This window comes from Microbispora sp. KK1-11, assembly GCF_006874435.1.
In the GTDB taxonomy this organism is placed as follows: domain Bacteria; phylum Actinomycetota; class Actinomycetes; order Streptosporangiales; family Streptosporangiaceae; genus Microbispora; species Microbispora catharanthi.
Genome location: NZ_VIRJ01000005.1, coordinates 142,863 through 164,192 on the forward strand (window position 1 = coordinate 142,863; position 21,330 = coordinate 164,192).

General features: G+C 72.6%; 25 protein-coding genes and 1 pseudogene. 11 read left to right on the forward strand and 15 right to left on the reverse strand.

Annotation, left to right across the window (positions count from 1 at the left end; translation table 11 throughout):
- Positions 1-41: 41 nt before the first annotated feature.
- Positions 42-779, reverse strand: coding sequence for a TetR/AcrR family transcriptional regulator (locus FLW16_RS09880; protein ID WP_142559687.1), 738 nt, complete (start codon positions 777-779; stop codon positions 42-44).
- A 106-nt stretch (positions 780-885) separates the two neighbouring features.
- On the opposite strand from FLW16_RS09880, the gene FLW16_RS09885 reads away from it, so the two are divergent.
- Positions 886-2,574 (forward strand): ATP-binding cassette domain-containing protein, encoded by a 1,689-nt coding sequence (locus FLW16_RS09885; protein ID WP_142559688.1) that lies wholly within the window; start codon positions 886-888, stop codon positions 2,572-2,574.
- 101 nt (positions 2,575-2,675) lie between these two features.
- Here FLW16_RS09885 and FLW16_RS09890 read toward each other — a convergent pair whose 3' ends face one another.
- On the reverse strand, positions 2,676-2,987 hold the full coding sequence (locus tag FLW16_RS09890; RefSeq protein ID WP_260615126.1) for a VOC family protein: 312 nt from the start codon (positions 2,985-2,987) through the stop codon (positions 2,676-2,678).
- Between the two features lie 125 nt (positions 2,988-3,112).
- On the opposite strand from FLW16_RS09890, the gene FLW16_RS09895 reads away from it, so the two are divergent.
- A complete protein-coding gene (locus tag FLW16_RS09895; RefSeq protein WP_221890982.1) occupies positions 3,113-3,607 on the forward strand; it encodes a GNAT family N-acetyltransferase in 495 nt (164 codons plus the stop codon).
- Between the two features lie 289 nt (positions 3,608-3,896).
- Here FLW16_RS09895 and FLW16_RS09900 read toward each other — a convergent pair whose 3' ends face one another.
- From FLW16_RS09900 to FLW16_RS09910, 3 genes are all read right to left on the reverse strand, one after another.
- Positions 3,897-4,454: a dihydrofolate reductase family protein gene (locus FLW16_RS09900; protein WP_142559691.1), complete on the reverse strand. Its 558-nt coding sequence runs from the start codon at positions 4,452-4,454 to the stop codon at positions 3,897-3,899.
- 56 nt (positions 4,455-4,510) lie between these two features.
- Positions 4,511-5,449, reverse strand: coding sequence for a sigma-70 family RNA polymerase sigma factor (locus FLW16_RS09905; RefSeq protein ID WP_142559692.1), 939 nt, complete (start codon positions 5,447-5,449; stop codon positions 4,511-4,513).
- A 119-nt stretch (positions 5,450-5,568) separates the two neighbouring features.
- Positions 5,569-6,018 (reverse strand): MarR family winged helix-turn-helix transcriptional regulator, encoded by a 450-nt coding sequence (locus FLW16_RS09910; RefSeq protein ID WP_142559693.1) that lies wholly within the window; start codon positions 6,016-6,018, stop codon positions 5,569-5,571.
- 84 nt (positions 6,019-6,102) lie between these two features.
- Here FLW16_RS09910 and FLW16_RS09915 point away from each other — a divergent pair, with 84 nt between their 5' ends.
- Both FLW16_RS09915 and FLW16_RS09920 read left to right on the forward strand, forming a co-directional pair.
- On the forward strand, positions 6,103-7,116 hold the full coding sequence (locus FLW16_RS09915) for an NAD(P)-dependent oxidoreductase (protein ID WP_142559694.1): 1,014 nt from the start codon (positions 6,103-6,105) through the stop codon (positions 7,114-7,116).
- Positions 7,117-7,144: 28 nt separating this feature from the next.
- Positions 7,145-7,876 carry a helix-turn-helix domain-containing protein gene (locus tag FLW16_RS09920; protein ID WP_142559695.1) on the forward strand — a complete coding sequence of 244 codons (732 nt, stop codon included), beginning with the start codon at positions 7,145-7,147 and terminating at the stop codon, positions 7,874-7,876.
- 53 nt (positions 7,877-7,929) lie between these two features.
- On the opposite strand, the gene FLW16_RS09925 is transcribed toward FLW16_RS09920, so the two are convergent.
- The 4 genes from FLW16_RS09925 to FLW16_RS09940 all read right to left on the reverse strand — a co-directional run bounded on the left by FLW16_RS09925 (position 7,930) and on the right by FLW16_RS09940 (position 9,822).
- Positions 7,930-8,328 carry a VOC family protein gene (locus tag FLW16_RS09925; protein ID WP_142559696.1) on the reverse strand — a complete coding sequence of 133 codons (399 nt, stop codon included), beginning with the start codon at positions 8,326-8,328 and terminating at the stop codon, positions 7,930-7,932.
- 80 nt (positions 8,329-8,408) lie between these two features.
- Entirely contained in the window at positions 8,409-8,726 is a 318-nt protein-coding gene (locus FLW16_RS09930) for a DUF952 domain-containing protein (protein ID WP_142559697.1), read from the reverse strand.
- Positions 8,723-9,391, reverse strand: a complete 669-nt coding sequence (locus FLW16_RS09935) for a TetR/AcrR family transcriptional regulator (RefSeq protein WP_185949341.1) — start codon at positions 9,389-9,391, stop codon at positions 8,723-8,725. Before FLW16_RS09935 ends, FLW16_RS09930 begins: the two co-directional genes overlap by 4 nt.
- A gap of 107 nt (positions 9,392-9,498) precedes the next feature.
- Entirely contained in the window at positions 9,499-9,822 is a 324-nt protein-coding gene (locus FLW16_RS09940; RefSeq protein ID WP_142559698.1) for a multidrug efflux SMR transporter, read from the reverse strand.
- 256 nt (positions 9,823-10,078) lie between these two features.
- Between FLW16_RS09940 and FLW16_RS09945 the strand changes: the two genes are divergently transcribed.
- Both FLW16_RS09945 and FLW16_RS09950 read left to right on the forward strand, forming a co-directional pair.
- On the forward strand, positions 10,079-10,678 hold the full coding sequence (locus tag FLW16_RS09945; protein ID WP_142559699.1) for a TetR/AcrR family transcriptional regulator: 600 nt from the start codon (positions 10,079-10,081) through the stop codon (positions 10,676-10,678).
- Positions 10,678-11,241, forward strand: coding sequence for a carboxymuconolactone decarboxylase family protein (locus FLW16_RS09950; RefSeq protein WP_142559700.1), 564 nt, complete (start codon positions 10,678-10,680; stop codon positions 11,239-11,241). The genes FLW16_RS09945 and FLW16_RS09950 overlap by 1 nt, the downstream gene beginning before the upstream one ends.
- 229 nt (positions 11,242-11,470) lie before the next feature.
- Here the strand turns inward: FLW16_RS09950 and FLW16_RS09955 are convergent, their stop codons facing one another.
- Both FLW16_RS09955 and FLW16_RS09965 read right to left on the reverse strand, forming a co-directional pair.
- A complete protein-coding gene (locus FLW16_RS09955; RefSeq protein WP_142559701.1) occupies positions 11,471-11,986 on the reverse strand; it encodes a DinB family protein in 516 nt (171 codons plus the stop codon).
- 238 nt (positions 11,987-12,224) lie between these two features.
- The gene (locus FLW16_RS09965; protein ID WP_142559702.1) at positions 12,225-12,650 is read right to left on the reverse strand and encodes a MarR family winged helix-turn-helix transcriptional regulator; all 426 of its coding nucleotides are present in this window, start codon (positions 12,648-12,650) and stop codon (positions 12,225-12,227) included.
- A gap of 108 nt (positions 12,651-12,758) precedes the next feature.
- Here FLW16_RS09965 and FLW16_RS09970 point away from each other — a divergent pair, with 108 nt between their 5' ends.
- Positions 12,759-13,646 carry an MBL fold metallo-hydrolase gene (locus tag FLW16_RS09970; protein WP_142559703.1) on the forward strand — a complete coding sequence of 296 codons (888 nt, stop codon included), beginning with the start codon at positions 12,759-12,761 and terminating at the stop codon, positions 13,644-13,646.
- 92 nt (positions 13,647-13,738) lie between these two features.
- Here the strand turns inward: FLW16_RS09970 and FLW16_RS09975 are convergent, their stop codons facing one another.
- Entirely contained in the window at positions 13,739-14,935 is a 1,197-nt protein-coding gene (locus tag FLW16_RS09975) for a cytochrome P450 (protein ID WP_142559874.1), read from the reverse strand.
- Positions 14,936-15,039: 104 nt separating this feature from the next.
- Between FLW16_RS09975 and FLW16_RS09980 the strand changes: the two genes are divergently transcribed.
- Complete coding sequence (locus tag FLW16_RS09980) at positions 15,040-16,164, forward strand: TetR/AcrR family transcriptional regulator (protein ID WP_142559704.1); 1,125 nt, start codon at positions 15,040-15,042, stop codon at positions 16,162-16,164.
- A gap of 316 nt (positions 16,165-16,480) precedes the next feature.
- Positions 16,481-17,455, forward strand: coding sequence for a radical SAM protein (locus FLW16_RS09990; protein ID WP_260615129.1), 975 nt, complete (start codon positions 16,481-16,483; stop codon positions 17,453-17,455).
- Between the two features lie 276 nt (positions 17,456-17,731).
- Here FLW16_RS09990 and FLW16_RS09995 read toward each other — a convergent pair.
- Positions 17,732-17,947, reverse strand: a pseudogene (locus FLW16_RS09995) (helix-turn-helix transcriptional regulator); the annotation flags it as partial.
- Positions 17,948-18,009: 62 nt separating this feature from the next.
- On the opposite strand from FLW16_RS09995, the gene FLW16_RS10000 reads away from it, so the two are divergent.
- Positions 18,010-19,158, forward strand: a complete 1,149-nt coding sequence (locus FLW16_RS10000) for an epoxide hydrolase family protein (RefSeq protein WP_142559706.1) — start codon at positions 18,010-18,012, stop codon at positions 19,156-19,158.
- 85 nt (positions 19,159-19,243) lie between these two features.
- Here the strand turns inward: FLW16_RS10000 and FLW16_RS10005 are convergent, their stop codons facing one another.
- Positions 19,244-20,128 (reverse strand): sigma-70 family RNA polymerase sigma factor, encoded by an 885-nt coding sequence (locus FLW16_RS10005; protein ID WP_142559707.1) that lies wholly within the window; start codon positions 20,126-20,128, stop codon positions 19,244-19,246.
- Between the two features lie 83 nt (positions 20,129-20,211).
- Here FLW16_RS10005 and FLW16_RS10010 point away from each other — a divergent pair, with 83 nt between their 5' ends.
- Complete coding sequence (locus FLW16_RS10010) at positions 20,212-20,661, forward strand: carboxymuconolactone decarboxylase family protein (protein WP_142559708.1); 450 nt, start codon at positions 20,212-20,214, stop codon at positions 20,659-20,661.
- Positions 20,662-20,868: 207 nt separating this feature from the next.
- Here FLW16_RS10010 and FLW16_RS10015 read toward each other — a convergent pair whose 3' ends face one another.
- Positions 20,869-21,216 carry a hypothetical protein gene (locus tag FLW16_RS10015; RefSeq protein ID WP_142559709.1) on the reverse strand — a complete coding sequence of 116 codons (348 nt, stop codon included), beginning with the start codon at positions 21,214-21,216 and terminating at the stop codon, positions 20,869-20,871.
- Positions 21,217-21,330: the final 114 nt, after the last annotated feature.

The window sequence follows — 21,330 nt, forward strand, 5'->3', positions numbered from 1 at the left end:
GGCCGACGGCGCGCGGGCGCTGCGCCTGACCCGTGCCTCGGCTACTCCTGCTCGGGCCGCTCGGGCGCCTCGCCGACGGCCGTGCCGGCGTGGATGCCGGCCTGGATGCCGTCCAGGAGCCAGTCGAGGCCGATGGCGAAGCTGGTGTCCCAGTCTGCGTCCGCGACCAGGGGGCCATGGGCGGCGAGGACGGGATAGCGGTCGCTCGTGGCGCGGAACTGCTCGCGGGCTGCCTGTCCGGCGGCCTGCTGTCCCCTGGCCGTCCAGGTCGCCTGCATGAGCGCGGATCCGATGACGTAGTTGGACAGCCCGTACGCCGCGGCGGTCAGGTGGGGTTCGACGACCCCGGCCTTCACGAGGGTGGCGTACAGGAACTCGCTGCGGGCGAGCACGTTGGGGCCGAGCATCGGGCGGCCCAGCAGCGCGGCCGACCAGGGGTGGTCCAGGAGGACGGCGCGCCACCCGCCGATCAGCGCGGTGACGGCGGCGCGCCAGTGCCCGCCGTCGTCAGCGGGGATCTCGACGGCCGAGAAGATCGCGTCGAGGGCGAGGTCGAGGACGTCGTCCTTGGTCTTCAGGTGCCAGTACAAGGTGGTCGAACCGGTGCCGAGGCGCTCGGCGAGCCGGCGCATGGTCAGCCGGTCGGCGCCCTCCTCGTCCAGGAGGGCGACGGCCTCCTCCACGATCCGGTCCCGGCTGAGCGGGGGCGCCTCGCGCGCCGCCCGCGCGGGCGGCCGCAGCCACACGTCCCCGGCCGATCCCGAGCCTTTCCCCGCCACTTCCGGTCCTCCTCATCGTCCGGGGGCGAGTCTAGTATGGCGGTCGAGCACCGGATCATTGATCCGGTGACTGGAACGTTGGTCGGGAGGGTGGGGAGGGACGACGGTGGCGGGACATGTGGAGGTGGACCGGCTCACCTACGTGCTGCCGGACGGGCGGCTGCTCCTGCACGAGGTGTCGTTCCGCGTCGGCGACGGCGTCAAGGCCGGGCTGGTGGGGCCGAACGGCGCGGGCAAGACGACCCTGCTGCGGCTGATCGCCGGGGACCTGCGCCCGCACGACGGCCGGGTGGCCCACTCGGGCGGGCTGGGGGTGATGCGGCAGTTCATCGGCGGTGTCCGCGACGACAGGACCCTGCACGACCTGCTGCTGTCCGTGGCTCCGGAGCGGGTCAGGGCCGCCGCGGCGGCCCTGGGGCGGGCGGAGTCGGCGCTGGCGGCGCGTGACGACGAGGCGGCGCAACTGGCCTATGCGCAGGCGATCGGCGACTACGCCGACGCCGGGGGCTACGACATGGAGGTGGTGTGGGACACCTGTGCGACGGCGGCGCTGGGCCTGCCCTACGACGTGGTCCGGCGACGGCCGGTGGGCACGCTGTCGGGCGGGGAGCAGAAGCGCATCGTGCTGGAGGCGCTGCTGCGCGGCCCGGACCAGGTGCTGCTGCTGGACGAGCCGGACAACTACCTGGACGTGCCCGCCAAGCAGTGGCTGGAAGGGCGGCTGCGGGCCACGTCGAAGACCGTGCTGCTGGTCTCCCACGATCGGCGGTTGCTGGCCGAGGCCGCGGACCGGATCGTCACGGTGGAATCGCGCGGCGTGTGGGTGCACGGCGGGGGTTTCGCCACCTACGCCCAGGGCCGCCGTGACCGCATCGACCGGCTGGAGGAGCGGCGCCGCCGCTGGGACGAGGAGCACGCCAAGCTCAGGCGCCTGGTGCAGACCCTCCGGCAGACTGCGGCCAACAACGACGCGCTGTCGTCCGCCTACCGGGCGGCCCGCACCCGGCTGGAGCGGTTCGAGGAGGCGGGCCCGCCCGAGCGCCCGCCCAGGCGGCAGAACGTGCGGATACGGTTGCGCGGCGGCCGGACCGGCAAACGCGCCGTCGTGTGCGAGGGCCTGGAGCTCACCGGGCTGATGCGGCCGTTCGACCTGGAGGTCTGGTACGGCGAGCGCGTGGGCGTCCTCGGGTCGAACGCCTCGGGCAAATCGCACTTCCTGCGGCTGCTGGCAGAGGCCGCGGGCCACGCGGTCACCCCAGGCCCGGTTGCCTCAGATCCGGTTGCCTCAGATCCGGTTGCCCTGGGCGCGCTCACCTCGGTGCGCCACAGCGGTCGCGTACGGCTGGGCGCGCGGGTGGTGCCCGGCCACTTCGTGCAGACCCATGCCCGGCCCGAGCTGCACGGACGCACCCCCGCCGAGCTGGTGACGTCCGGGTATGCGCTCACGCTGAACGACGCCATGGCCGCGCTGGCCCGCTACGAGCTCGCGCCGGCCGCCGGGCAGCGGTTCGAGACCCTGTCCGGCGGGCAGCAGGCGCGGTTGCAGATCCTGCTGCTGGAACTGTCCGGTGCGACCCTGCTGCTGCTGGACGAACCGACCGACAATCTCGACCTGGCCAGCGCCGAGGCCCTGCAGCAGGGCCTGGACGCCTTCGAGGGCACGGTCCTGGCCGTCACCCACGACCGCTGGTTCGCCGCCGACTTCGACCGCTTCCTCGTCTTCGGCGCCGACGGGACCGTGTACGAGAGCGCCGAGCCGATGTGGGACGAGGCCCGTGTCCGGCGTGGCCGCTGACGCCGTCCCCACAGGGCGGGCAGCCGCGCCCGCCGGACGAGCACACGCGCGCCGGGGCGCGGCGGCCACAGGGCCCGGGTGTGATCATTAACGCGGTCGGTTCAGGACACGCACACGCAGAACTCGTTGCCCTCGGGATCCCGCCAGACCTGCCAGAGATCCTCGTGCATCTCCCCTACCGGGGTGGCTCCGAGCGCGGCGGCGCGGGCGACCGCGGCGGCGAAGTCGTCGGTGACCAGATCCAGGTGGATGCGGTTCTTCACGGCCTTGGGTTCGGGGACCCGTTGCAGGGCCAGATCGGGACCGAGGCTGATCCAGTCGTCCTCACGACGGGTGATGTCCCGCTCCAGCAGTCGGCTCCAGAACCCGGCGAGCCCGTCGAGGTCGTTGGCGTCGATGACCACGCCACCCACGCGAATGCTCATTCTTCCCTCTCGGCCGCACGGATCGATCATGCCCGAGCCCGTTGTCCAGGCCGGCCCGGATCTCGACCATGGCAGAAGGAGGATCTTCCGAGGAAGAGCGAGGGAGGGCGAGCATGAATCCGGTTGTCATACGCCGTCTCGACGGTGACGACTGGCGTACCTGGCGCCGTCTGCGCCTGGCGGCGCTCGCCGACGCGCCCGGCATCTTCCACGGGAACCTGGAAGAGGAGCGGGCCTACGACGAGGAGCGGTGGCGCGCGTGGACCGAGGACGGTGTCAAGGTGGCCGCGTTCGAGTCGGACGTGCCGGTGGGGGTGGCCGCGGGGCGTGTCCCGGCAGACCGGGCCGGGGCCGTGGAACTCTTCGGCATGTGGGTGCGTCCCCGGCTCAGAGGCGGGCGGATCGCCGAGCGGCTGGCAGTGGAGGTGGTGGCCTGGGCGCGCGAGACAGGGCGCTCTCGCGTGGAGCTGTGGGTCATCACGGGCAACGACTGCGCCGAACGCGTCTACCGGCGGCTCGGATTCCGCGACACGGGCGGATATCAACTCCATCCGCACGACCCGGGCCTGCGCAAGCACGTCATGGCCAAGGGCGTCGGCGAAGGGTGACGTCTGATTCCCCGGTCGCTCACATCAGCGCCGAGTGGGATGTGCTTTCGAAAGGCGAAGGCTCCGATCCGGCGCGAGTGGGCTGCGGCGCTGCGTCCGCCGTCGACGTGGGCGGCACGCGCGCGGCCGGGTCGGCCTGTGTGCGTACGTCTCCGGGCCGATGCCACGGCGGCGGCGGCCGGGTTGGCCTCGGGGCATGGATCCCGTAACGGCCGCCCGGTTGCCTGGGCGGGGGGCGCCTCCTACCTCCTCATGGTGAGTCTGCTCGTGTGGGGCGCGCGCGGCCCGCTCATCGTGTCGCCCTCCCATACCGCGTGAGAACGGCGGCGCCGGCCGGCTCGGCCGACAGGCACTCCAAGTAGGCGGGTGACCCGCCGACGGGGAAGAGCCGCTCGCCGGTGCGGAGGATCGTGGGGAACGTCAGCAGCCGGTATTCGTCGATCAGGTCCTCGGCCATCAGCGCGTGCACGACGCTCAAGCTTCCGGTGATGATCACATCACGTTGCTCGCGTTTGACGGCGTCGACGAGGTCGCCGTCGATGACCGTGGAGTTCGCCCATGCGGAGGTGTCGGTCAGCGTACGGGAGGCGACCAGCTTCGGCACCGCGTTCATCCGCGTGGAGAACGGATCGTCGCGTCCGGGCCACAGCCGCGAGAACAGCTGCCAGGTGCTGCGCCCCAGCACCATGACGCCTTCATCCAGTGCGCTGCCGAGCTGGAACTTGTCCCCGGCGACCGTCTCGGGGCCGTGCCTGAACGCCCAGCCGCCCGTCGGTGTACCTGCGGACCCGTCGGGATCGGAGACGATCCCGTCGAGGGTGATGAACTCAATGACGATGACGCTCACGATGAGTGTCCTTTCGGTCGATGCTCACTGGTACGTACCGGCGGCGTCGGCCGAACTCATCGCTCCCGATCCAACTCGTCGAAAGAAATCCGCCGGGGCAGGTCGAAGGCCTCGAACACGGCTGGATCGGCGAACACGACGTTGCGCGCAACCCGGCCGCCGGTGACCGTGAACACCTGCAGCGTGTGCAGGTGATGCCCGCCGCCGGGCTCGGGTGCGTAAGCGGCGAGCGCCGGCTGCCCGTTTGCGGTGAGACACCGGACGCCCCAGCCCGTCCCGCGCATACCGAACACACGGCGCATGAACAGGCCGTAGTCATGGCTGCCGCGGTACCACAGCGGCACCGGCGGCATCTCCAAGACGGCATCGTCGGTCAGCAGCCGCACGAGCGCGGGGACGTCGGCCGCCTCGAACGCCCGCGCATACCGCCCGATCACCGCGCGCACCTGAGGGTCGTCCGGCTCGCTGATCTCCTCGACTCCGCCTGCCTCCGTCAGCGCGGCACGGGCCCGCTGCAGGGCGCTGTTGACGGCCGGGACCGTGGTGCCGAGCTGGTCGGCCACCTCGGCGGCACTGAATTCCAAGACCTCACGCAGCACCAGCACCGCACGCTGCCGCGGCGGCAGAATCTGCATCGCCGCCACCAGCGCGAGCCGCATGTCCGCCCGCACGCCGACGTCGAACCGCGCGTCGGGAAACGGCTGCAGCCAGGGAACATCGAACGCCGGCGTGAGTGGTGCCCCCGGATCGTCGCTGGGTGCCCCAAGCCCAGACGGCAGCGGCCGCCGCGCATGCCCCTCTATCGCCGTCAGGCAGACGTTCGTCGCGATCCGATACAGCCAGGTCCTCACCGTCGCGCGCGTGCGGTCGTACCGCTCCCGGGCCTTCCAGGCCCGCAGCATCGTCTCCTGCACCAAGTCCTCGGCCTCGTGGAACGACCCTGCCAACCGATAGCAGTACGCCACCAGCTCACCCCGGTACGGCTCAAAATCCACGGGCCCATCATGACGCACACGGCATTAGGCACGTCGGTGGCAAACGCTCCCCGCGGCCGATCGAGGGCGTCACCGAGCGGGAACGGGAAGTGCTGACCCTGGTCGGACGCGGGTGCTCCTCAGTCCCCGTCCTCACCGGGGCCGGAGGGCGGGGTGGATGCGGTCATCCGTTCGATGATCTTCTCGAGGGCGCTGTGCAGATGGCGCCGCTCCTCGTCGGTGAGGGTCGCGGTGGCGTGTTCGGCCAGCAGGCGCCTGGCCTCGGCGATCGGCTGTTCCGCGGCGCGGGCCTTCGGGGTCAGGTGCAGCCGGACGAGCCTGCCGTCCGCCGGGTCGCGGCGCCGCACGAGCAGTCCGGCCGCCTCCATCCGGGTGGCGGTGTTGACGACGGTCGGAGTGGTGACCTGCAGGCGGGCCGCCAGCTCCCCCGGCGTCAGCCCGTCGGTCTCCCACAGGACCTCCAGCACGAGGTTCTGGCCCACGCGCACGCCGTGGCGGCTCATGGCCTCGTCCGCCGCCGCCCGTAACAGCTTCTGCGCCCGCGTGAGCAGCCTCAGCACTTCGGTCACCTGGCCATCCTACGATTCGTTTGCCTGCTAGCGATGTCGTCGTTACGCTGATCGTTAGCTTGCTATCGATTTGGAGGGATCCGGATGATCCTCGTGACGGGCGGCCGCGGCTTCATCGGCGCGCACACTGTGCGGGCCCTGCTCGACCTCGGCGAACGCTGTGTGCTCGGCCAGCGGGCGGCGGGACCGCCGCCCGCCCTCGTGAGCGAGCGGGAGGTGCGCGACGGGCGGGCCGTGGTGGAGCGGATGGACTGCACCGACCTCGGCAGCGTCCTGGCGGTCGGCAGGCGGCACCGCGTCACGGGCATCGTGCACCTGGCCGCGGCGGGGATGGGCGCGTCGGCGCCGCTGGACGAACTGTCGGCGAACGCCGCCGGGCTGTTCACCGTGCTGCGCGCCGCACGGGAGTGGGGCGCCGGCCGCGTGGTCGTCGCGAGCACGATCGGCGTGTACGCGGGGGTCGCGGACCCGGCCCTCCGCGAGGACGCGCCGCTGCCGGTCGCGAGCCCGCATCCGATCCCGGCCGGCAAGAAGATCGCAGAAGTCACCGCCGACGTCGCCGCGTCATCCGGGCTGGACGTGGTCGCCGCCCGGATCGGGGCGATCTGGGGCCCGTTGGGCAGGCCGTCCTCGCCGTTCTTCGCCGCTCCCCGGCTCGTCCATGCCGCCGCGCGGCACGCGGCGGCGGACGGCGGCGCGAGCACCTCCCCCGCCGGGGAAGCCCGGGCCACCGGCGAGGGCGGCGCGTCAGACGAGGCGCCGCCTTGCTACGCCGGGGACGCGGTCGACATGTGCTACGCGCGCGACTGCGGGCGCGCCCTCGCGCTCCTGCAGACGACGGCGACGCTGCGCCACCGCACCTACAACGTCGGCGGCGGCCGGGCCGTCGCCAACCAGGAGGTCGCCGCCGCCATCGGCAGGGCCGTACCGGGGGCGGCCCCTGCGCTGCTTCCCGGGCGTTCTCCGGGAGCGCCCGCCGTGGACGCCCGTCTCGACATCTCGCGGCTGCGGGAGGACACCGGCTACGCCGCCGAGTACGACCTCGACCGGGCCGTGGCCGACTACGTCGGCTGGCTGCGGGCGGGCAACCCCCGCTGATCGCCGCACGCACGGGATAATGCCGGGCATGTACGGGGAGAGGGCGTCGCGTGTGCCGCGCGCGGTGCTGTGGTGGAGCACCTCCCCCGGCTCTGCAGCCGCGGAGCGGCGCGTGCTGCCGGACGGGTGCATGGACGTGATCTGGGCGGACGGCGCGTTGCTGGTGGCGGGGCCGGACACCGCCGCGCACGTGGTGACCGACCGTCCCGGCGCCCGCTACGTGGGGCTGCGCTTCGGCCCGGGGACCGGCCCGGTGGTCTTCGGGGTCCCGGCGCACGAACTGCGCGACCGCAGGGTGCCGCTGGCCGACCTGTGGCCGGGCGCCGAGGCGCGGCGGCTGACGGAGCGGGCGGGCGAGGCCGCCGATGCAGGTCCCCTTCCGGGCCCTCTCCTGGGCCCTCTCCTGGGCGCGGTGCTGGAGGAGGAGGCGGCGCGCCGGCTGGGCGCGGCGCCCCGCACCGCCGACGCCGCCCTCGTCGGCGCCGTCGTCAAGGGCGTGCGCGCGGGCCTGCCGGTCGCGCGGATCGCCGCCGACGCGGGGATCGGCGAGCGGCGGCTGCACCGCCGGTGCCTGGACGCGTTCGGGTACGGGCCGCGGACGCTCGGCCGCATCCTGCGGATGAACCGGGCGGTGGACCTGGCCCGCGGGGGCACGCCGCCGGCCACCGTGGCCGCCGTGACCGGATACGCCGACCAGGCCCACCTGTCCCGTGAGGTGAGGGCGCTGACCGGCGTGACCCTCGGCGCGCTGACCCGCTGACCCGCTGACCCGCTGAGCTGCTTGGCCTGCTTGACCTGTCGGCCTGGGGTCCGTCAGGCGGTGGGCAGGGCGGCGAACAGGTCCACGCCGTTGCCGTCCGGGTCGTGCACCGACGCGTAGCGCTGCCCCCAGAAGGCGTCCCACGGCGGCAGGTGTCCGTCGTATCCGGCCTCGACCAGGTCCGCGTACAGGCGGTCGACCTCCTCCGGGCTGTCGCAGCGGAAGGCGAGCCCCATGCGCGGCCCGCCGCTCGCGGGTGACCAGGAGGGGTCGAACGAACGGACGGTCGCGGTGGTGTCCCAGGCCAGGCGCAGCCCGCCGGGAAGGGTCACCTCGACGTGGGGTTCGGTGTCGGCGGAGGGCGGGATGTCCAGCCCGAGCCGGCGGTAGAAGGACAGGGAGGCGGCCATGTCGGTCACGACCAGGCCGATGAGATCGAACGTCGGAGCCATGACCGCCACGGTAGGAGGCGGCGGGGTCCGCCGTCTTGAACGTATCGGACACCCAGCGCCGGACACTCAGCGCCGGACACTCAGCGGGAGAAGGGCGTGACGGCCGTGACGGCGGTCACCGGGATCGGCCCGTAGATGTGGGGGAACGCCTCGTCGGCCCCCTCGGGCACCTCCCGCCTGACCGGGCAGCCGAGCCGGTCCTCGTCGATCTCCAGCAGCACCAGGGGCTCGGTGACGTGGCTGTAGTAGCGGTCCGCCACGCCCCGCGCCTGCGCCGGGTCGGCCGAGGCGTGGATGTAGCCCTCCTCCTCCAAAGTCCGGCCGAGGGTCGAGACGCGGTATTCGCCCGTGATGACGGCCGCGTCCCAGTCGGCGGCCAGCGCGAGATGGAAGATCATGGGGCGACCCTAGCGGGCGGCCCGAGCGCGGCCAGCGCGCGGGCCACCGCCTCCCGGGCCCGCTGCCTGCCGTCGGGACGGGCCTCGACGACCTCTTCCACCCACAGTCCCGACAGCAGGCCGGCGACGAAGCGGACCTCCCCGGGCCCGCAGGGGTAGCCGGCGCCTTCCAGCACCGCGGCGACGATGTCGTCGCAGCCGTCGGTCCAGGCGCGGGCGATGGCCTGCAGCGCCGGGTCGCGGCCCGCCTGCAGGTACAGCTCCCACAGGCCGAGCTGGCGCAGCCGGTCGGAGGCGTACACGCCGGTGAGGGTCTCGGCGACCGCCTGCGGCGTACGGCCGGCGAGGTGGTCCACCGTCGCCCGCATGCGGGCGAGTTCACGCTCGACCAGCAGGGCGAACGCCTCGGCCAGCAACTGGTCGCGGCTGGTGAAGTAGTAGGAGGTGGCGGCCAGAGGGAGCCCTGCCCGGCGGGCGACGGCGCGGTGCGTCACTGCGGCGAAGCCGCCGTCGCCGAGCAGGTCGACGGCCGCGTCCAGCAGCGCCTCCCTGCGGCGTACGGCGCGCTCCTGCGGGCGCCGCGGCTGAGGCGAGACGGCCCGCACCGCGACGCCGCGTGCGGTGGCCGCCGCCGGGACGGGTGCGGGCCGGTCCTGATCGGGCACGCCGTGATCCTCCCCTGGATCGTCGGGGCTCCGCCGTCGCGCGGGGAGCCGTCCGGACCACCCTTAGCGGGCGCGCGCCGCCGGGTCAAACGATCGACGTCGATCGGTCAGTGCGCGCCGGACAGGTTGAGCACGGCGACCCCGGCGATGATCAGGGCGATGCCGGCGGCCTTGACGAGGTTCATGTGCTCGCCGAGGAACAGCGCGCCGATCAGCGCGATGGCCGCGGTCCCGGTGCCCGCCCACACCGCGTACGCGATGCCGACGGGCATGCGGAGCTTGAGAGCCCAGGCCAGCAGGAGGAACGAGGCGACGTACCCGACGGCGACCACGATGGTCCAGCCCCAGCGGGTCAGGCCGTCGCTGAGTTTGAGCGCGGAGGTGGCCAGGACCTCCGAGGCGATCGCGGCGACGAGCAGGAGCCAGGCCATGGGAACCTCTTCGCTAAAAACGGTACGCTTGTCCCAATTTTACGCCGGCAAGGCTCCGCAAAGCCATGGGCAGGCCGACCAGGCGCTCCAGGCTTGTTGACCGATCGTGTGTTGCGGGCGCGAGGTGCCGGACCGCGCGGCGCGATGGTTCCGGCGGCGCAAGCCCGTCGATGTCTGAAAGATCCTGCGTGTGGTTGCGCGGGAGCGTCGCCACCCCCTAACTTGGAATAGTCGTTCCAAGATAGGGGGTGGCGAGATGCCCGACGTCAAGCACTTCGATCCCGAGGTGACGCTGGATCAGGTGGTGGCCTTGTTCTGGCAGCGCGGGGCCGAGGTCACCGGCATCGCCGACGTCGTCCAGGCGACGGGGCTCAGCCGCTCCAGCCTGTATGCGACGTTCGGCGGCAAGGCGCAACTGCAGGCCGCCGCGCTGGGCCGCTACCTGGAGCGGCAGTCGCGGCCGGTGTTCGAGGCCTTGGCCGCCGACGGTCGCGGCCTGCCGGCCATCGCCGCGTTCTTCGAGCGGCTGGTGGCGGCGCGGTGTTCGGGCGTACACGCTCGCTGGGGCTGCCTGGTCACCAACACCCACGTCACAGCGAACGCCGGCCTGCCGGAGATCCGGGAGATTCTGGAGCGCCACCACGATGCGTTGCGGGCGGCGATGCGCGCCGCGTTGGAGGCCGCGCATACGAAGGGCCAGCTCCGGTCCGGTCTGGATCTGGGGGCGGCCGCCGAAGCGCTGACCCTGCAGGCCTACGCGGTCAACCTGCGCTCGCGAGCCGGTGCCGAGGCGGGCGTCCTGCTGGCGGGCGTGCGCTCCGTTCTTGATGGTTTCGCCACGAGCGAGGAGAGATGATGAGCGGCTTCCGCACCTACGACGAAAACGACGCGCCCGAGGGGGCCCGGCCGATGCTGGAGGCGGCCAAGGAGCGGATGAGGTTCGTGACCACGCTGAACGGGGTGATGGCCGAGTCGCCGGAACTGCTGGCCGGCTACAACGCGCTGGCCGAGCAGTTCGGCAAGTCGTCGCTGCCGGCAGCGGCCAAGCAGGTGGTGCTGATCACGGCCAGTGTGGCCAACGGTTGTGAGTACTGCGTGGCCGCGCACTCCACCCTGGCGCTGCGCGCCCGGGTGCCGGCCGAGGTGGTCGAGGCCCTGCGTACGGGTCGGCCGCTGGACGACGAGGCACTGGAAGCGGTGCGCCGCCTGACCCGTGCGATGGTGATGCAGCGCGGCTGGGTGGACGAGACCGAGATCGAGGCGTTCCTGGCCGCCGGGCACACCCGTCGCCAGGTGCTGGACATCGTGCTCGGTGTCGGCATGAAGACGCTGTCGAACTACACCAACCACATCGCCTGCACGCCGCTGGATCCGGCCTGGGCCGGCCAGGAGTGGACCCGGGAACAGGCGGCAGTGTGATCCGTGCCGGTCAGACCAGGCGTCGTCACGGTGCGACCGGGCGACGCCTGGGCGCCTCCGGCTCGGCCGTGGATCACTGACCGCTGAAGGCGGCCACGAGGGAGGCCGTCTTCGGCGCTGATGCTCGGCGCGCCGTTGACCGGACGGCCTCACGGCGCTGCGACGGCGCGGTGAACGTAACGGAGCCCACCACATGTTCGGCGCCCCACCTACATGCTCGGGCGGGTGGTCAGTAGTAACCCTTCTCACCGTCGATCAGTTCTCTGATGGTGTCCAGGTGACCGGCGTGCCTGGCGGTCTCCTCGACCATGTGGATCAGCATCCAGCGCAGGCTCCCCGCGCCCGAGCGGTAGTCGGGGTGCTTGCCCACGTCGTCCAGCGAGTGGGCGGCGACGATCTCGTTGGAGATCCGGCACTGGCGCTCGTACTCGTCGAGAAGCTGCGCCAGCGGGACGCCCTCGATCCGCATGTCGGCGTCCTCCACGCTCTCGTCGAACTTCGGGTTGCCGTCGGCGGAGCGGCCCAGGAAGAGCACCTCGAACCAGCAGTGCTCGGTCCAGCGCAGGTGCGATATCAGGCCCGCCACGGTCATGAGCGGCGAGGTGGGCAGCACCGGCAGGTAGGCGTCCTCCTCCGACAGGCCTTCGCACTTCCACTGGACGATCGCGCGCTGCATGTCGAGCCAACCGACGAGCTGGGTGCGTTCGTCGGCGACGAAGGGCGGACGTTCTCGGGAAATGCTCATGAGGGGCGATGCTACTTCGGCGATCCGCCGTCAGACCATCGCCGCTACCGGATCGGCTCTCAAGGCGACGAGGTCCTCGGCCGCCCGCTTCCGGGCCCGCTGCCGGTCAAGGGTCCTGCCGTGCCACTGGTCGTCGCTCGCCCGGAATGCGCGCTCGCCCCGTAGCCGGGCGGCCGGGGTGGGGTTGCAGCAGCGGTGGCTGCTTTGCCCGTGGCGACGCCGGCCCGAGCAGGAGGCCTCAGCGGATGACCGCGCGGGCGAGCAGGCGCCGCAGGACGTCCTGCTCTTCGGAGGCCAGGGGGGCCAGCGGGGAGTCCTCGGAGAGCAGGCCGAGGAGGCGTTCGCGCAGCTCGGTGCCCTCGGGGGTGAGGACGAGCTGCTTGGCGCGCCGGTTGCCAGGATGCGGGTGGCGCTGGAGATAGCCCTGCTCTTCGAGCCGGTCGGCGACGAAGGTGGCGTTGGAGGGCTCGCAGCTCATCCGTTCGGCCAGTTCGCGCAGGGTCATGGGGCGGGTCAGCTCGCGCAGCGCGGCACCCTGCGAGGCGGTCAGGCCGAGGGTGGCCGCGCGGACCCGCAGGTGGGCCTCGATCTGCTTGGCGAGACCGTTGATCAGCCCGCACAGCTCTCGATCGGTTTGGGCTCGGGTCTCGCGCTCGGTGGTCACGGCAGGATTCTACTGCAACTCGAACAATTGCAATTAGAATAGTTCTAGTTGTAGCTTTTGTGTCGCGTCGCCGTCCGGCGGCGATCCACCGAGCGCAAGGCAGGGTCCATGACCACCGTTTTCGACCGGGCGCGGCTGAGCAGCGCGCCGCGCATCCGTACGCTCCGCCTGGGCGAGCTGACGATCAGCTACGTCCCCGACGGACTGGTCCGGCTCAAGCCGCGGGGCTGGCTGCCCGCCGCCACCGCCGCCGACTGGGCGGCCGAACGCGACCATCTCGACGACGGCGGGTTCCTGGTCGCGGGCATCGGCGCGCTACTGGTGGAGCGAGGCGAGCGCGCGCTGCTCATCGACACCGGATTCGGGCCCGAGTCCCACCCCGACGACCCGGCCAACCCGTTCCTTGGCGACCTGTACGGCGGCCGGCTGCTGGACGGCCTGCGGCGGCTGGGCCGAGAGCCGCGCCGGATCGACGCCGTCGCCATCACCCATCTGCACACCGACCACCTGGGCTGGGCCTGGAGCACCGTGCCCGGCGCCGCCGCACCGCCTTTCGCGCACGCCACCCACTTCGTCGCGGCGCCCGAGTGGGAGCGGCGCGACCTCGCCGCCGAGGGCGGGGCGACCGAGGAGCGCCTGGCCGCCTTCGCCTCCCGGGTTCACCCGGTCGCGGACGGCGAGGAGATCTTCCCCGGCGTCCGGGCCTCGTTCGCGGCCGGGCATACCGTGGGCCACACCACCTACACCATCACCGGCGGCGACCGCCGGCTCATCGCGTTCGGCGACGCGCTCCACTCCCCCGTCCAGGTGACCCACCCCGAGTGGTCCTGCGGCATCGACCACGACCCCGGCGAGTCCGCCGAGCACCGCCGCCGCCTGGTCGAAGAGCTGAGCCGCCCGGACACCGTCGGCTACGGCGGTCACTTCGCCGACGTGGTCTTCGGGCGCGCCGAGCGCCGCTCCGACGGCCGGTTCACCTGGGTCCCCGTGGCCTGAACCGGCCGCGAGCGCGGGCGTCCGCCCGCTCCCGGCCCGAGGGAGCACAGAGCGAGCACAGAGCGAGCGGGCGTCGTGCCGCGGGTCGTGTTTCACAGGGTCACCGGCAGCGTGGCCAGCCGCCACGTGCCGGGGTCGGGGGCACGCAGCTCGTCGGGCGGGGCGGCCATGGCCAGGCCGGGGAAGCGGCGCAGCAGCGCGGTGAGCGCGACCTGGGTCTGCACGCGGGCGAGGGACGCGCCGAGGCAGAAGTGCGGGCCGTGGGCGAACCCCAGGTGGCCCGCGCCGGGTGTCCGGGTGACGTCCAGCCGGTCGGGATCGGCGAACACCCGCGGGTCGCGGTTGGCCGCGGCGACCAGGGCGGTGACCTTGGCGCCCTTGGGCACGGTCGCGCCGTACAGTTCGACGTCCTGACGGGCGTGGCGCGGGATCGCCAGCAGTGAGGGGCCGCACCAGCGGATCAGCTCCTCGACGGCTCCCGGCATCAGCGCGGGGTCGGAGCGTACGGCGGCGAGCTGGGCGGGGTGGGACAGCAGGGCGGCCACGGCGTTGGCGATGAGGTTGGTCGGCGTCTGCCCGGCGAGGACCAGGTGCCAGACAAGGGTGACGATCTCGGTGTCGCTCAGCCGGTCGCCGTCCTCGGCCTGGACGCGCACCAACTCGCCCAGCACACCCCCGGGCTCGCCGGAATGATCGGCACGGGCGGCGGCGACGGCGTCCCTTGCACCCGCCATGATGCCCGGAATGGCCCGCGCGAAGTCCTGGCCCGCCCCGCCGGCGACGGTGGCGCCCCATTCGCGCCAGCGCGGACGGTCCTGCTCGGGGATGCCGACCAGCGCGCAGATGACGTCCATCGGCAGCGGCCGGGCGAAGTGGCGCAGCAGGTCGACCGGCCCGCCGTCCGCCTGGGTGGGCAGGTCGTCGAGCAGGGCGTCGACGATGGCCTCGATCCGGGGCCGGAACTCGGCGGCCCGCCGGGGGGTGAAGGCCGGGGCGACCAGTTTGCGCAGCCGCGCGTGCTCGGGGCCGCTCATCTCGCTCATCGTGCGCATGTACGGCAGGCAGTCGTCGGGGACCCGCGGACGCATGAAGCTGTCAGCGGAGATCTCGAAGCGGGCGTCGCCGAGCATCGCCCGTGCGCCGTCGTGCCTGGTGAGAGCCCATATCGGGCCGAGGCCGGGGATCAGCAGCCGCGCGAGCGGCGCGCGTTCGCGCGCCCGTCCGTACGCGGTGAAGGGGTCGCGCAGGACCTCGGGGTCGGTGAGGTCCACCTCGGGCAGGGCGAGCACGGGCAACTCCAGATGTTGAGTCCAGATGTCCTTATCATCTGAGTGTGTGACGGTATCTTGGGTCCGCCCGTGCGGCAAGCGGGCGTATGCGGACGAGGAGAGGGATGGGACGCCTCACCAGGGCCGAGCTTCAGGCACGCAACCGGGCCAGGGTGCTGGCCGCCGCCCGCGACGAGTTCGCCGAGCGGGGGTTCCGCGACGCCAAGGTGGACGCGATCGCCGACCGGGCCGGACTCACCCGCGGCGCGGTCTACTCCAACTTCCCCGGCAAGCGGGCCCTGTACTTCTCGGTGCTGGCCGATCTGGCCGAGCGGGAGGCCGGGCCGGACGGCGCACGGCGGCCCTCCCCTCCGTCCGGAGAGCCGCCCGCCGCCGACACAGCCGATGCCGGGACATCGGGCGTGGCCACGGCCCGGGAGGCGCTCGCGGCGTTCGCCCGCGCCTGGGTCTCCCGGCTTCCGCTGGCCACCGACGGCCCGGCCAGGCTCGGCATGGACCTGATGCCGGAGGTGCTCGCCGACCAGCGGGTCCGCCAGCCGTTCGCGCAGCTCATGAAGCTGAACGCGCTCGTGCTCGGGCTCGCGCTTGAGCGGGTTGACGGGCACGCCTCCACGCGGCGCAGGGTGAGGATCGCGGAGACGGCCCTGACCACCCTGCACGGCGCGAGCCAGATGGCCGACGCGGCGCCCGGGTTCGCCGAGCCGTTCGACATCGTCGCGGCGTGCGCCGCGCTGGCGGACCTCGATCTCCGCGACCGGTGGGACCCCCCTCACCTGCCCTTCGTGCCCCGCGCACGGCCCGCCGACGAGCCCTGGTCGCCGCCGCTCGCGGTGGACGCGGTGCGGGGCGAGCCGGTTCCGCTCACGCGTGACGGCGTGGTGGCGGTCCTCGGGCTGCACCGTCTGGAGGCCGTGGAGGAGGCGGTGCGGGCCACGCCGCCCGGCTGCGCGGTCACCGCGGTCCTGGTCACCGGCGATCCCGGCGAGCTGGGGCCGCTCGCCCGGCTGACCCTCGCCGGCCTGCGCGCCTGCCTGCGGCAGGTGTTGCCCGCGCCGGCCTGGCCGCGTCTGCGCGTGGTGCACGACGACGAGGGAGCCGTGGCGGCGGCGGCCGGGGTGACGGCCGTGAGCGACGGGACCGAGGCGGCCGTCCGGGTGCGGTCGGGCCGCGTGGTCGCGCGCGCCGACGGGTACGGCGCCTGTCACGCCGCCGCCTCCGCCGAGCCCTGACCGCCGCGCCGCGCCGACCGCCGGGGGCCGAGCACGGGCGGCACGTGCGAGCGTGGACACTTGGCGCGAGGGTCGAATGCGTGTTCTACTGAACCTCATGCGTCGCGACGCCACTTCCCGCGCGGAGGACCAACCCCTTGCGCGGCCCCGCGGGCAGCAGCAGACGGTGCGGCAGCCCGGGCGACAGCAGGCGCGGCAGCCCGAGCAGACGATTCAGCAGCCTGGAGAGACGGTGCAGCAGCCCGAGCACTCCCTGCGACAGCCAGGGCAGCCCGTGCGACAGCCGGAACAGCCTGTCCAGCAGCCGGGAGCGTCGGTGCAGCAGTCGCTCGTCGGTGAGGGGCCCGCCCGCCCGCGCATCGAGCGGCAGGCCGTCACCCGCGTCTTCGACGGCATCACCTGTTATGAGGTGCCGGCCCGCGCGGCGCTCGAGCGGGTGCCCGAGGCCGCCGAGCTGCCCTTCGCGTGGGGCGCGAGCCCCTACCGCGGCTGCGAGTCGGGCTGCGGCTACTGCACCGCCCGGCGCGGCCACCGCTACCTCGGCCTGGACCCGGGCCGCGACTTCTCCACGAAGATCGTCGTCAAGACCGACCTGGCCCGCCGCCTGCGGCGCGAGCTGGACTCCCACCGCTGGAGCGGCGAGCCTGTCGCGCTGGGCCTGACCGGTGACTGCTACCAGCCGGCCGAGGAGATCTACCGCCTGATGCCCGGCGTCATCAAGGCGCTCGCCGACGCGGCCAACCCGTTCACCGTGCTCACCAAGAGCCCGCTCGTCCTGCGTGATCTGGACCTGTTACGTGAGGCCGCGAAGGTGACCCAGGTCGGCGCCCTGGTGTCGGTCGGCTTCGTCGACGACCGCCTGCGGCGCGCCGTCGAGCCGGGGGCCGCGACGCCGCAGCGGCGCCTGGAGATCTGCGCGACGCTGAACGAGGCCGGCATTCCCTGCGGTGTGCTGATGGCGCCGATCCTGCCGCTCATCACCGACTCCTCCGATCACCTGCTGGCGACCGTACGGCGGGCGGCCGAGGCGGGCGCGGTCAGCGTGACGCCCGTCGTGCTGCGCCTGCCCGCCGGTGTCCGGGAGTGGTACATGGGGTGGCTGGAGCGTGAGCATCCCGGTCTCGTGCCGCGCTACCAGGCGCTGTACGGCAAGGGCCAGGTCGCCGAGGACGGCTACCGGCGGCGGATCGCCGAGCAGGTGCGCGTCCTCGCCGAGACCTACGGCATCGGCAGGGACGCCCGGCGATGGCGGCGGCGCCGCTCCCCCACCCGCCAGCTCGCCCTCGTCTGACCGAAGCCGTCGCGATCTCCGCTTCGTCCGAGGTCTGAAACAGAAGATCACCCAAAGCCCGTCATCTTCGACGCCGTTCGGCCGCGCCGGCGAAGCGGTCGGACAGCTTGCGAAGGTGGCCGGCCAGTTCCGGGGGCGACTCGACGTCGAAGTCGGCGTCGAGCATGCCCGCCACGAGCGCGACCAGGTCGAGTGAGTCGGAGGCCAGTTCGAGCAGGCAGGTGTCGTCGTCGATGGGGGTGACGACGCCGTCGACGCGTCCGGCGATCCGCGAGGCGGGGGCATGCGCGAGGTGCCGGCCCCGAGCCGGTAACCACCCGCGGGGCCCATGGTGGCGTGCACCGGATATCCCAGCTCGCGCAGCCTTCCGACGTCGCGTCGCACGGTCCTGGTGGTGACGTTCAGGCGTTCGGCGAGTTCGGTGCCCGGCCACTCGCGGTGGGTCTGCAGCAACGACAGCAACCGGAGCAGGCGGGCCGGGGTGTCCGACATTCGTCCATGGTGATGGATATGGAGGACCGTGGTTGTCCTACACAGGCGGGAGGCTGACTGCCATGAGCACACCACAACCGTTTCGCATCGACATCCCGCAGGCCGATCTGGACGACCTGGCCGTCCGTCTGGCCCGCACCCGCTGGCCCGACGAGCTTCCGGGCGTCGGCTGGGCCTACGGGGTGAACAGGGACTATCTCATGGAGCTGGTCGACCACTGGCGCACCGGCTACGACTGGCGCGAGCACGAGGCCCGCCTCAACAAGGTCCCGCAGTTCACCACCGAGATCGACGGCCAGACCATCCATTTCCTGCACGTACGCTCCCCCGAGCCCGACGCCACCCCGCTGATCCTCACGCACGGCTGGCCGAGCACGGTGTACGACTTCCTGGACGTCCTCGGGCCGCTGACCGATCCTCGGGCGCACGGCGGGAACCCGGCGGACGCCTTCCACGTTGTCGCGCCCTCGGTGCCGGGCTTCGCGTTCTCCGGCCCGACCCGCGAGACCGGCTGGGGGGCCGGCCGCGTCGCGCGGGCCTGGGCCGAGCTCATGCGGCGCCTGGGGTATGAGCGTTTCGGCGCTCAGGGGGGCGACTTCGGCAGCATCGTCTCGCCGGAGCTCGGCCGGTTCGCGCCGGAGCGGGTGATCGGCGTCCATGTCAACGCGCTGGCCACCGCCTCGACACCGATCGGCCCCGGCGAGCTGGACGAGCTTTCCGACGACGAACGCGAACAGGCCAGGCGGAACCAGTCGTGGTGGCGCGCCCACTCCGGCTACGCCACCCAGATGTCCACCCGGCCGCAGACCCTGGCGTACGCGCTCAACGACTCTCCGGCCGGCCAGCTGGCGTGGAACCTGGAGTGGTTCGTGCACTGGGACCCCACCCGCGCCGAGCGAACCCCCGTCGATCGCGACGCCGTTCTGACCAACGTCACGATCTTCTGGCTGACCGGGACGGCGGGATCGGCCGCGCGGCTGTACCTGGAGACCGGATCGGAGGCGTGGGGCCGGCGCCCCGCGCCCTCGCCGGTGCCGACGGGGGTGGCGAACTTCCTCGGCGACCGGGCGATCCGCGGGCTGGCGGAGCTGTCGAACACCGTCGTCCACTGGTCGCGGTTCTCCCGCGGCGGGCACTTCGCCTCGCTGCAGGCTCCCGACCTCCTGGTCGCCGACATCCGGGACTTCTTCCGGAAGCTGAGAGCCCAGTAGGGGCGCCGGCCGGACAGGCACGCCCGCCCGCAGGGCGGGGTGCCTGGAGAGCGCGGCCCGCGCGCGGAGCCGTTTCCGGGGTGACTCACCCCGGATCCGGCAGGTCCATCGCCGCGAGCCTGGCCGGGTCGATCACGACCGCGATGCCGGTGATCCGGCGGTCGACGACGGTGAACGCCATGACCGACAGCGGGGTGCCGTCCTCGCGCCACGACACGAACCCGGGAAGGCCGTTGACGAGCGCCGCCCGCCCCCGCGCGGCTGCGCCGGCGCCGACGCGGCCGTGCGCGCCGGTGGCGACCTCGGTGGCCCCGAGGACGACGACCACGCCGCCGGGGGTGTCGACGGTCAGCTTCACCTCGGGGTCGAGCACACGCAGCAGCCCCTCGAAGTCGCCGCGGTGCGCCGCCGCCAGGAAGGCCTGGACCACCTCGCGCTGTTCCCGTCCGGCAGCCGCCGGGTGCTCGGTCGTCTGCACCTTCCTGCGGGCGCGGCTGGCGAGCATTTTGGTGGCAGCGGCGGATTTGCCGAGGATCTGGCCGATCTCGTCGAACGGCACCGCGAACAGGTCGTGCAGCACGAACGCCAGCCGCTCGCTCGGCCCGAGCGACTCGAGGACGACGAGGAGCGCGAGCCCGACCGAGTCGGCGAGCGCCACGTCGTCCTCCGGCGCGGGGCCGTCGTCGACCGTCACGACGAGCTCGGGCAGCCGGTCGTCGTAGGACGCCTCGGGGCGGGCCTGGCGCGATCGCAGGACGTCGAGGCTGATCCGGCCGACCACCGTGGTCAGCCAGCCGGCGAGGTTGTGGATGGCCGCCGTGTCCTGGCGGGAGAGCCGCAGCCAGGCCTCCTGGACCACGTCCTCGGCGTCGGCGTGCGACCCGAGCATGCGGTAGGCGACCGCGCGCAGCCGGTCGCGCTGAGCCTCGAACGTCTTGGTCACCAGGTCCGCCGGGCCGGTGTCGGGCATGTTTGTTACCTTCCTCGAATCTGCTCCGTCATGGGGATGACGGGCCCGGACGGGCCGAGGTAACCGATGAAGGAGCAACACTGATGGAAGCACGCATGAAGAGCCCGGCGAATCCCGACGTGACCACGGCGGTCCAGCACCTCGTTAAGGCGATTCACTCCGGTGGCGTCGACCCGCGCGTCCTCGAGCTGGTCCACCTGCGCGCCAGCCAGATCAACGGCTGCAGCCCGTGCGTCTTCGCCGGGGTCGTGTCGGCGAAGACGCACGGAGAGACCGACGAGCGGCTGCACAACGTGGTGACGTGGCGCGAGACGCCCTTCTTCACCGAGGCGGAGCGGGCGGCGCTCGCGTTGACCGAGGCCGCCACCCGGATCCAGGACGGCGCGCCGGGGGTGACCGACGAGATCTGGGAGGCCGCCGCCGCCCACTTCGACGAGAACCAGATGTCCGCGATCATCCTGAACGTCGCGATGACCAACTTCTTCAACCGGATCAACCGCGCGGTCCGGGAGCAGGCCGGCAAGACCTGGTGAGCCGGGCGGGGCGTCGTCCGCCGGTGACCGCGCATTCGCGAAATCACGGGACGACGCCCCGCCGCCCCGGCGACGAGGCGGTGATCACGCCGTTCATCGCTTCCCGTGCTGGTTCCGGGAGAACCGCCGCATCCGGCGGGTCAGCTTCCTGCACTTGTGACGGCATGCTGCCGGCTTCCCCGTCCGGAGTGGCCGCCCCAGATGGTCTCAGGCCGGGACCAACTGCCATTGCTGGTTGGCGCCGCCGTTGGCGGTCCAACACCCGATTGACGAGGGTTCTCCGACAGATAGAACGTGGCTTCGTCCTTTCCGAGGAGCGCCGGTGCGGATCGCCTGCTCCCGCTCGTCCACCATGACCCAGTCCCTGCTGGGGCAGCGGCACATCCTCACCGAAGTTGAGGGCTGTTCCTGCGCGACCTGCAGGAACAGCCCGAACCGGTCGTTCTGGTCGCAGACGTTGACGCCCAGCGGAAAAGAAGGCCGCGTCCCGGACAGGTCGGTCAGGATGTCCTTGGCCTCGGCCATGGTGCCGGCGAACCGCTCGAACTTGGTCACCGTGAGGATGCTGCCGTCCAACACGGCGGCGAGAGCTTGTCGAGGCCACCGCGGTTCGGCAGATCTACCGCCTACTCCGCCACTCGCAGGCCACTGACCAGTAGTTACCTCAAC

What these genes read in the sequence shown, in the direction of transcription:
- FLW16_RS09895 (WP_221890982.1), top strand. Translation starts at nt 3,113, where the DNA reads ATGAATCCGGTTGTCATACGCCGTCTCGACGGTGACGACTGGCGTACC.
- FLW16_RS09915 (WP_142559694.1), top strand. Translation starts at nt 6,103, where the DNA reads ATGATCCTCGTGACGGGCGGCCGCGGCTTCATCGGCGCGCACACTGTG.
- FLW16_RS09920 (WP_142559695.1), top strand. Translation starts at nt 7,145, where the DNA reads ATGTACGGGGAGAGGGCGTCGCGTGTGCCGCGCGCGGTGCTGTGGTGG.
- FLW16_RS09925 (WP_142559696.1), bottom strand. Translation starts at nt 8,328, where the DNA reads ATGGCTCCGACGTTCGATCTCATCGGCCTGGTCGTGACCGACATGGCC.
- FLW16_RS09930 (WP_142559697.1), bottom strand. Translation starts at nt 8,726, where the DNA reads ATGATCTTCCATCTCGCGCTGGCCGCCGACTGGGACGCGGCCGTCATC.
- FLW16_RS09940 (WP_142559698.1), bottom strand. Translation starts at nt 9,822, where the DNA reads ATGGCCTGGCTCCTGCTCGTCGCCGCGATCGCCTCGGAGGTCCTGGCC.
- FLW16_RS09945 (WP_142559699.1), top strand. Translation starts at nt 10,079, where the DNA reads ATGCCCGACGTCAAGCACTTCGATCCCGAGGTGACGCTGGATCAGGTG.
- FLW16_RS09950 (WP_142559700.1), top strand. Translation starts at nt 10,678, where the DNA reads ATGAGCGGCTTCCGCACCTACGACGAAAACGACGCGCCCGAGGGGGCC.
- FLW16_RS09955 (WP_142559701.1), bottom strand. Translation starts at nt 11,986, where the DNA reads ATGAGCATTTCCCGAGAACGTCCGCCCTTCGTCGCCGACGAACGCACC.
- FLW16_RS09970 (WP_142559703.1), top strand. Translation starts at nt 12,759, where the DNA reads ATGACCACCGTTTTCGACCGGGCGCGGCTGAGCAGCGCGCCGCGCATC.
- FLW16_RS09980 (WP_142559704.1), top strand. Translation starts at nt 15,040, where the DNA reads ATGGGACGCCTCACCAGGGCCGAGCTTCAGGCACGCAACCGGGCCAGG.
- FLW16_RS10000 (WP_142559706.1), top strand. Translation starts at nt 18,010, where the DNA reads ATGAGCACACCACAACCGTTTCGCATCGACATCCCGCAGGCCGATCTG.
- FLW16_RS10005 (WP_142559707.1), bottom strand. Translation starts at nt 20,128, where the DNA reads ATGCCCGACACCGGCCCGGCGGACCTGGTGACCAAGACGTTCGAGGCT.
- FLW16_RS10010 (WP_142559708.1), top strand. Translation starts at nt 20,212, where the DNA reads ATGGAAGCACGCATGAAGAGCCCGGCGAATCCCGACGTGACCACGGCG.